Source organism: Streptomyces xingningensis (genome assembly GCF_054957865.1).
This window is the reverse complement of the sequence record NZ_JBDJPF010000021.1, coordinates 90,839-98,024: the sequence shown is the minus strand read 5'-3', so window position 1 is coordinate 98,024 and position 7,186 is coordinate 90,839. Positions and strand designations below refer to the sequence as shown.

At 69.6% G+C, this 7,186-nt stretch carries 6 protein-coding genes and 1 pseudogene; 6 read left to right on the top strand and 1 reads right to left on the bottom strand.

Features of this window, described 5'->3' with window-relative positions; genetic code table 11:
• Positions 1–169 precede the first annotated feature (169 nt).
• The 6 genes and pseudogenes from ABCR83_RS13865 to ABCR83_RS13840 form a co-directional block, all read left to right on the top strand.
• Positions 170–373 (top strand): plasmid partition protein ParG, encoded by a 204-nt coding sequence (locus tag ABCR83_RS13865; protein WP_462695259.1) that lies wholly within the window; start codon positions 170–172, stop codon positions 371–373.
• Positions 370–747, top strand: coding sequence for a hypothetical protein (locus tag ABCR83_RS13860; protein WP_462695258.1), 378 nt, complete (start codon positions 370–372; stop codon positions 745–747). The genes ABCR83_RS13865 and ABCR83_RS13860 overlap by 4 nt, the downstream gene beginning before the upstream one ends.
• Positions 748–880: 133 nt before the next feature.
• A complete protein-coding gene (locus ABCR83_RS13855; RefSeq protein ID WP_462695257.1) occupies positions 881–2,152 on the top strand; it encodes an aspartate kinase in 1,272 nt (423 codons plus the stop codon).
• Positions 2,153–2,516: 364 nt separating this feature from the next.
• Positions 2,517–3,191 (top strand): SigE family RNA polymerase sigma factor, encoded by a 675-nt coding sequence (locus ABCR83_RS13850; RefSeq protein ID WP_462695255.1) that lies wholly within the window; start codon positions 2,517–2,519, stop codon positions 3,189–3,191.
• On the top strand, positions 3,188–4,279 hold the full coding sequence (locus tag ABCR83_RS13845) for a DUF4232 domain-containing protein (RefSeq protein WP_462695254.1): 1,092 nt from the start codon (positions 3,188–3,190) through the stop codon (positions 4,277–4,279). The genes ABCR83_RS13850 and ABCR83_RS13845 overlap by 4 nt, the downstream gene beginning before the upstream one ends.
• Before the next feature lie 52 nt (positions 4,280–4,331).
• Positions 4,332–5,219 (top strand): annotated as a pseudogene (locus ABCR83_RS13840) (SURF1 family protein); the annotation flags it as partial.
• On the opposite strand, the gene ABCR83_RS13835 reads toward ABCR83_RS13840, so the two are convergent.
• Positions 5,101–6,954: a S9 family peptidase gene (locus ABCR83_RS13835; protein ID WP_462695261.1), complete on the bottom strand. Its 1,854-nt coding sequence runs from the start codon at positions 6,952–6,954 to the stop codon at positions 5,101–5,103. The pseudogene ABCR83_RS13840 and the gene ABCR83_RS13835 overlap by 119 nt on opposite strands.
• Between the last annotated feature and the right edge of the window lie 232 nt (positions 6,955–7,186).

The window sequence follows — 7,186 nt, the reverse complement described above, 5'->3', positions numbered from 1 at the left end:
GCAGTGACCAGGTGTGGGTCCAAGACTCACTCCTGCTCACTGAATAGGAACGGTTGAAGAGTCCGAGAGGTACCGGCGGCAACGCCATGGAGAAGTCGAGCTGATGTGCGAGGCCTGCAGCGTGCCGCAGCGGAATGCGTGTACAGCGGGATTGCTGTACGTTGGATCCATGTCGAGACACGTCACCATCCGCTTGGACGAGGAATTCCACGACCGGCTGAAGGCCCGCGCGGCGGCGCAAGGCACCACTGTGACGGCGCTGATCACTGAAGTGACGGCACGAGAATTGGACGAGGGCCGGGAGAAGTTCTTCGCTGGGGTCGAGGAATTCGCTGAGCACTGGGACTACTTCCAGGAGCGATTCGGCAAGTGAAGATCACTATGGAGTGGGCGTGGAGCGCACTGGCGCACCACCTCCCCTCGGACCCGGCCGTGTGGGACCCTTCGGGCGTGGTGGCCGCAGTCGCCCGCCACCAGAACGATCTCGTGCTCGTGGCGGACCAACCGGAACCGGACATGGCTTGGCGGGCTGCGGCCTTCCTGCACACTCTCGCGGTCTGCCCGCCGCTGGAGTCGCCGATGAACGAGTTCTACGCGGCGGCCGCGACCCGTTCGTATCTGCAAGTGGCGGGGGCGAAGACACTGCCCTCACCTGTGCTGCTGGCCGACTTGGTGGACGCCGCCAAACAGGGGCAAGCGGATGTCTTCGCGGTGGCGGAGCAGTTGCGGGCAGGACTGGACGGATAGCGAACAGGGGCTGTACCCATGATCACCTCCCCCCCCGGGCGCCCCGTCTCACCATGCGGCACCCCCGTGGCCGAATCCCGACCCTCGTTAGACTCTGAAGTGACCGCATTACACAGAGCTGCGAGGAGCGCACGTGGGCCTTGTCGTGCAGAAGTACGGAGGCTCCTCCGTTGCGGATGCCGAAGGCATCAAGCGGGTTGCCAAGCGAATCGTGGAAGCCAAGAAGAACGGCCACCAGGTGGTTGCCGTGGTTTCCGCGATGGGTGACACGACGGATGAGTTGATCGACCTCGCCGAGCAGGTATCACCGATCCCTGCCGGGCGTGAGTTCGACATGCTGCTGACTGCCGGAGAGCGGATCTCCATGGCGCTGCTGGCGATGGCGATCAAAAACCTCGGTCATGAGGCGCAGTCGTTCACCGGGAGCCAGGCCGGGGTCATCACCGACTCGGTCCACAACAAGGCGCGCATCATCGATGTCACGCCGGGGCGTATTCAGCAGTCCATCGACGCGGGCAATGTCGCGATCGTGGCGGGCTTCCAGGGCGTGTCCCAGGACAAGAAGGACATCACCACCCTGGGCCGGGGCGGCAGTGACACCACCGCCGTCGCGTTGGCGGCCGCGCTGGAGGCCGAGGTCTGCGAGATCTACACGGATGTCGACGGGGTCTTCACCGCCGACCCGCGCGTGGTGAAGAAGGCGCGCAAGATCGACTGGATCTCGTTCGAGGACATGCTGGAGCTGGCCAGCTCCGGCTCCAAGGTGCTGCTGCACCGCTGCGTCGAGTACGCACGCCGTTACAACATCCCGATCCATGTGCGGTCGTCCTTCTCGGGGCTCAGGGGCACATGGGTCAGCAACGAGCCTCAAGGGGGCCAGCCGATGGAGCAGGCAATCATCTCGGGTGTCGCACATGACACGTCCGAGGCGAAGGTCACGGTCGTCGGGGTGCCGGACAAGCCGGGTGAGGCCGCGACGATCTTCCGCGCGATCGCGGACGCCGAGATCAACATCGACATGGTCGTACAGAACGTCTCTGCGGCGTCCACCGGCCTGACCGACATCTCCTTCACGCTGCCGAAGGCCGAGGGCCGCAAGGCCATCGAGGCGCTGGAGCGGACGCGCAGCAGGGTCGGCTTCGACACGCTTCGCTATGACGACCAGATCGCCAAGATCTCGCTCGTCGGCGCCGGGATGAAGACCAACCCCGGTGTCACCGCGATGTTCTTCGAGGCGCTGTCCAACACCGGCGTGAACATCGAGCTCATCTCGACCTCCGAGATCCGGATCTCGGTCGTCACTCGCGCCGACGATGTGAACGAGGCGGTACGGGCCGTCCACACCGCGTTCGGGCTGGACAGCGAGAGCGACGAGGCGGTCGTCTACGGAGGCACCGGCCGATAACGGCTTGGCGGACGGACGCTGCCCGGGGGCCTCGGCTTCCGGGCAGCTCTGCGCTGCGGTCCTGCTGTCCTGCTGTCCCCCAAAATCCTTCAGATTCCCCCAGATCATCAAAGCCATGGCGGGCGGGCCGACCGCTCCGTAATACTGGAGGAACGTGTGAAGGTTCTGTGATCAATTCATTGATCCAGGCCCCTTGAGCAGCGCGGACCGTCTGTTCGAACATGCGCTCCCCGTCCACCGCGCTCGGCGACTGGGCGGGGATCGCTGTATCTGCTGCGCTCAAGGTGGCAAGGGAGTTGGGGTGCCGGGGGATGAGGGAAGAGCGCGCGTACAACCCTGACGGGGGGAAGCGTGTCCAACAGGCGTGGCAGAGGTCATCAGCATCACTACCGCCCCGAGACGTGGCGGCGCGGCAGCGCGTCCGCGTCCACGCTCGTCGGGCGGCATGCCGGTGATCGCTCCCTGGTCCGCTCCCGGCCCCGCCCGGATTCCGGCGCAGACCTCGCCCCAGGCAACGTCGGGGGACGCTGACGAGGCCATGGCAGCGGGCACCACAGTCGACCATCTCACCGAGACCTACCGTGCCCACTACCGGTCGCTGCTCGGTCTCGCCGCGCTGCTCCTGGATGACACGGCCTCCTGTGAGGACGTCGTGCAGGAAGCTTTCATCAGGGTGCACTCCGCGCGCGGACGCGTCCGCGACCCGGAAAAAACCCTGGCCTATCTCCGGCAGACCGTGGTCAACCTGTCCCGTTCCGCGCTGCGCCGCCGCATCCTGGGGCTGAAGCTGCTGTCCAAGCCGATGCCCGACATGGCGAGCGCGGAAGAGGGGGCGTACGAGCGGCTGGAGCGCGATCAGTTGATCAAGGCGATGCGCGGGCTGCAGCGCCGCCAGCGCGAGGTGCTCGTGCTGCGCTACTTCGCCGATATGACCGAGGCGCAGGTGGCCGAGGCGCTGGGCCTGTCGATCGGCTCGGTCAAGGCATATGGCTCGCGGGGCATAGCGGCGCTCCGGGTCGCCATGGAGGCTCCGGCATGAACCACTTCGATCCGGACGATCCCCATGGGTTCGGCGCCCGCCGCCAGGGCCGTGAAGGCGAGGACGGCCGCATCGACGAGCAGTCGCTGCGGCGGTTGCTGCATGATGCCGTCGATGACATCGAACCCGCCGAGGACGCGCTGGAGCAGCTGCGGCAGGCCGTGCCCGCCCGGCGGGCACGCCGTCGGCAGGCTCTCGGCGGTGCGGTGGCGGCCGCGGTCCTGATGGGCGCGGCGGTGCCCGCCGTGTGGCAGGTCGCCGCCACGGACGATGGCACCGCCGACCATTCCACCAACGCGGCGAGCAGCCACCGGCACGCCCATGAGACGCCTCAGGGGCGGCCCGACGGCGAGGACGGTGCAGGAGCGAGACCCGGACCGAGCGCCGGAGCGAGCCGGAGCCCCCAGGGCGAGCAGCGCAAGGACGAGGGCGGGAAGAGCAGCGGCCCGAGCCCGACGAGCCCGGCCGGCGCCGCGGTGCCCGACCCGACCAGCTCCCTCACGGCGATGGCGCCCGCCTGTGCGCGCAGTCAGCTCGGCAACGGTTCCGGCACGGTCGGCGCCGCGGACAAGGCCGGTCGGGTCTATGGCGCCTTCCGGGTGGTCAATGTCTCGCGCAGGAGCTGTGCGGTGGGGGGACCGGGCATGGTCGCCGTCCACACCGAGGGCGGTGCGGCGGGCCCGCGTGTCTCCGTCGTCGACCACACACCGGGCGACCCGGCACCGGGGCTGCCCGACCCGGACGGCGAGGGGGGCCAGGTGATCCTCCAGCCGGGCCAGGCGTATGAGGTCAAGTTCGCCTGGGTTCCGGTGGCCGACGGCGGGCCGACCGGATGCACCAGGGACAGAGGTGCCACCGCCACCCCGAGCCCGGCCAGCTCCCCGGTGGGTGTGCTGCCCCCGCTGTCCCCCACACCCGCGGCGAAGCCGGAGGCCTCCGGGACTCCCGGCGAGGTGAAGCCGCCGCCGGGCCTGGTGCTCACACACACCCCGGCCACGGGGGAACCCGCAGTGGAGGCGCAGATTCCGGATGTCTGCGCCGGGACGGTCTACCGCACGGGGCCGCTGGCGCCCACGCCTACGGTCTGAGCGGCCCGGCCCCCGATACCGGCCCGCCGGAGGCGGCCCGTACCGTGGGGGTGTGTATCGGTTCCTGCTGACTCCCCGCTGGTGGGGGATCAACGTCTTCACCGTGTTGGCCATCCCCTTCTGTCTGTTCTTGGGCAGCTGGCAGCTCGGCCGCTTCGAGACGCGCGTCGACTCGCACCATGAGCAGCAGACCCAGGCCGAGGACGCACGGAAGTCCACCGCCGAGCCGCTGCGCGATCTGCTGCCGGTGAGCACCGAGACCTCCGGCCGCAAGGCCTCGGCGACCGGGCGCTATGACACCGAGCGCCAACTCCTGGTGCCCGACCGGAACTTGGACGACCGCAAGGGCTTCTATGTGCTGACCCTGCTGCGGACCGACGGAGGCGGCAAGGCGCTGCCCGTCGTCCGGGGCTGGCTGCCCGGTAACGCGGACTCCAAGTCCGACACCGCCAAGGTCCCGGCCCCGCCGACCGGGCGGGTGACCGTCGCCGGTGCCCTCCAGCCGTCGGAGACGACCACCTCCCAGGGCGTGAACGCCTCCGGCGGCCTGCCGAAGGGGCAGCTCGGCGTGATCAGCGCGGCCTCGCTGATCAACCTGGTGCCCTATGAGGTGTACGACGCATGGATCACCGCGCCGGAGGCGGCCGGGGCCATGACCCCGGTGCCCCCGGCCGCCGCGCCCAACAGCGGCCTGGACCTCAAGGCCTTCCAGAACCTCGGCTACACCGGTGAGTGGTTTGTCTTCGCGGGCTTTGTGGTCTTCATGTGGTTCCGGCTCTTCCGCCGTGAGGCCGAGGCCGCCCGTGATCTGGCCCTGGGCATCACCCCTGATCAGCCGGACGGCCAGCCTGATCAGCCGGACGGCCGGGACGGCTCGGGTGGCCCGGACGGGCCGGGTGGCCCAGATGGCGCTCCACAAACGCGATCTCCAGCCGGAGCTGCTTGATCCGCTCCTCCATCACCAGCGAGCCGTGCCCCGCGTCATAGCGGTACACCTCATGCGGGTGCTCGCGCTCCTCGAGCCGCCGCACATAGTTCTCGATCTGCCGGATCGGGCAGCGCGGGTCGTTCATCCCCGCGGAGATGTAGACCGGCGCCCGGACGTCGTCGACATAGGTCAGGGGTGAGGAGGCGGCGAAGCGCTCCGGCACCTCCTCCGGTGTGCCGCCCAGCAGCGTGCGGTCCAGGGCCTTCAGGGCCTCCATCTCATCGTGGTAGGCGGTGACATAGTCCGCGACGGGCACCGCGGCGAGGCCCAGGGCCCAGGAATCCGGCTGGGTGCCCAGCCCGAGCAGCGTCAGATACCCGCCCCAGGAGCCGCCCGCCAGCACCAGGCGCTCGGGGTCGGCGAGACCGGAGGCTATGGCCCACTCGCGGACGGCCGCGATGTCCTCCAACTCGATCAGCCCGACCCGGTGTTTGAGCGCGTCCGTCCAGGCCCGGCCGTAGCCGGTCGAGCCGCGGTAATTGACCCGCACCACCGCGAAGCCATGGTCCACCCAGGCCGCCGGCTCCGAGGTGAAGGCGTCGCTGTCGTGCCAGGTCGGGCCGCCGTGGATGTCGAAGACGGTCGGGAACGGGCCTTCGCCGGCCGGCTTTTGGATCAGCGCGTGCACCCTGCCGCCCGGGCCCTCGACCCAGATGTCTTCGACCGGGACCGAGTCGGGGGCCTCGGCGATGCCGTCCGCGGAGGCCGGCGGATCCAGCACGATGTGCCCGCCCGTGGAGCGCACGACCGGCGGCTTCGCCGCCGAGGACCAGAGGAACTCCACCGTGCCGTCGGGGCGCGCCAGCGCCCCGGACACCGTGCCGGGCGGGGTGTCCAGGCGGGTCAGCTCGCCCTTGGCCAGGTCGTACCGCCACAGCTCGCTGCGGGCCCGGAAGCTGTGGTCGATCAGCAGCGCCGTGCCGTCCGGATACCAGTCGGCGTCCAGATCGCCGGGCAGGTCGATGGGGAGGGCGGTCTCCTCGCCCGTCGCCGCGTCCCACAGCATCGGCTCCCAGCGGCCGCGGCGCTGGTGACCGACGAGCAGCCGGGAGTCCCCGTCGACCGGGGCGAACCCCATTGCGGACAGGCCGAGCTCCTCGGCGCCGCCCCGGGTGTCGTCCAGCTCGCCGACGGTGGTGCCGTCCACGCGGACGACGCGGATCGCGGAGTGCATGGCATCGCCGTGCTCGGTGTGCTCGATGGCGATCAGCGAGCCGTCGTGGGTCAGGCCACCGACCCCCGCCGACTGCTGGTGCCGGTAGATCTCCACGGGCTCGGCCCCGGGGCGCGCCACATGGATGGTCGAGCCGCCCTGGTCGGTGGAGCGGCCGACGATCGCCGTGCCGTCCCGGCCCAGGGCGAGCCCGGCCGGGTAGGAGGGCTCGAGGCCGGGCGTCGCCGGTTCGTCCGCCCCGCCGTGGAAGGGCTGCCGCAGCCAGCTGCCGAACTCATCGCCGTCGGTGTCCGAGAACCACCAGATCCACTCGCCGTCCGGCGACAGCATCCCGCCCGTGGTGCCGTTGGGGCGGTCGGTCGCCTGCCGCTGCTCGCCGGTCGCCCTGTCCCAGGCATACAGCTCGAAGGTGCCCGTCGCGTTCGAGGTGAACAGGGACCGGTCCGGTGCGTGCTCCGCCCACTGGGGCAGCCCCACGCGTGGCGCCCGGAAGCGCTTCTCCCAGTCGGGCATGGACTCATTGCCCCGCAGGGACCCGTTGCTCTCAGTCATGCCCCCCATTCTGCGCCGAAGCACCGACATCGTGGCGACCGGTGCCCTGGCTTGTGGACGGACAACGGCTTGTGGATAACTCGCTCACTCGTCGGGCTGAAGAGTGTGGTCTGAAGTTCCGCTGTCAGTCCGGCAGTTCATAATCAGAGACATGTACGAGACTCCTGACGACATGACCGCTCTGCAGCTCCTG